General features: G+C 76.9%; 2 protein-coding genes. One reads left to right on the top strand and one right to left on the bottom strand.

What is annotated here, in order from left to right:
- The first annotated feature begins 378 nt into the window (after positions 1 to 378).
- The gene (locus AAHZ94_RS33890; protein WP_349997530.1) at positions 379 to 642 is read left to right on the top strand and encodes a hypothetical protein; all 264 of its coding nucleotides are present in this window, start codon (positions 379 to 381) and stop codon (positions 640 to 642) included.
- Between the two features lie 397 nt (positions 643 to 1,039).
- On the opposite strand, the gene AAHZ94_RS33885 is transcribed toward AAHZ94_RS33890, so the two are convergent.
- A partial coding sequence (locus AAHZ94_RS33885; RefSeq protein ID WP_349997529.1) for a type ISP restriction/modification enzyme occupies positions 1,040 to 1,493 on the bottom strand: 454 nt, incomplete at its 5' end.

Raw genomic sequence — 1,493 nt, 5'->3', positions numbered from 1 at the left:
CCCCCCCCCCCCGCCCCCCCCCCCCCCCCCCCCCCCCCCCCCCCCCCCCCCCCCCCCCCCCCCCCCCCCCCCCCCCGGCGCGTGGGGCAGCGCGGCCGGGACCGCAGGAGCGGCCCCGGCCTGCGTTGACGGGCGCATTCGGCGGGTGTTGACGGGTGCGGCGGGGCGCCGACGGGTGCTCGCGGGCGTCCGTCGGGCCCGGGGTGAGGGGGCGCGCGAGAGGTGCTCGCGCTCCCATCGAAGGCCACACGCTGCGAAAACGTCTGTCAACAACCTTGACGGCACCGCGAATCCAAGGTGTGGGATGCACGGGTGACGGCCGGGGGAGGTAGGGTTACTCTGCCCGGGGCGGGTGCCTTCGTACGGGTGGGGAGTGTCATGGAGCAGATAACGATGCGCAGCAGGCCACGAGTGCCTGCGATCAACTGTGGGAGCGGTGCGTCCAGTGCGCGCCTCGACCGCCACCTCGCGGTGCTCGGCGGCCCAGCGGTGCCGCAGCGCGAGGCGGAGGCCGCCACGGTGCTGATGCAGGAATTGACGGCGCGCGACCACTCGCGCACCAAGGCGAGCCGGGGTGCCCGGGTGTCGCTGTTCGCGCCGCTGCGACGGCTGCGACGGTCGCTGTTCGGCAACAGGGGCTGACCGCCCGAACCTGCCGTCGCATGCGGTAAAGCGAGACACCACCCCCGCTCGTTTCCCGATCGACACGGCCTGGTCCGGGCATGCCCCGGGCCAGGTCCGCGCCCCGTACGCGTCGTGTGTGCGCGTGGCCCGGCCAGCTCCAGCCGTGCCCCGCCCAGCGGCGAACGGACGGGCTGCGCCCCCCTTCCCCCATGGCGCCCCCGCCTTCCGCGCTGCTTGCGCCTCGCCCTCCGTGCTGCCCGGGGCCCGTCTGCCGCGCTGCCCGCGGCGTCGCTGCTGCGCGCCGTCCGCGTACCGCAGCGGCCCTGGCCATCGGCGCCCGCCCCGTACCACCATCTCCCGGCCGGCCCGAGAGCCGGTCGCCCCCGCCGCCGGGCGCGCAGGGGCCCCGGCGCCGTCACAGCAGGGCGAACTGCCCCTCCGGGCCCTCCTCGTGGTGGTCGAGGACCGAGGCCGGGCGCTCGGCGGCCGGGGGGACCGGCAGTACGCCCAGCGACCGCAGCTCGTCGGCGGTGAGCGCGGGGCCGGCCGCCACCTCACGGGCCAGCCGGTCGGCCGGCGCCTGCAACTCGGCGATGAGGGTCAGGACGGTGATGAGTTCCAGCAGGTCAGACGTCCATTCCTGGGGCCAGCCGGTGGGGCCGATGGCCTCCAGCGTGCCGGGCGGGGCCACTGCGGTACGCCGCTCGAACCAGCTCTCCAACACCCGCACCCCACCACTGTGGTACTCCCACGCGGCCCGGGCCACGGGCGAGATCCGGCCGTTCCCGACCGTGAGGCTGCCCTCGTCGGGGTCGTAGGCCAGGGGCCCGGGCAGCCGGTCGGCGGCGAGCGCGGCCCGCACGTAGGGG

It is taken from the genome of Streptomyces sp. HSW2009 (assembly GCF_040240285.1).
Taxonomy (GTDB): domain Bacteria; phylum Actinomycetota; class Actinomycetes; order Streptomycetales; family Streptomycetaceae; genus Streptomyces.
This window is presented reverse-complemented; position numbering and strand designations above follow the sequence as displayed.

Excerpts from the sequence above, each read along its gene's own strand:
- AAHZ94_RS33890 (WP_349997530.1), top strand. The coding sequence starts at position 379 with ATGGAGCAGATAACGATGCGCAGCAGGCCACGAGTGCCTGCGATCAAC.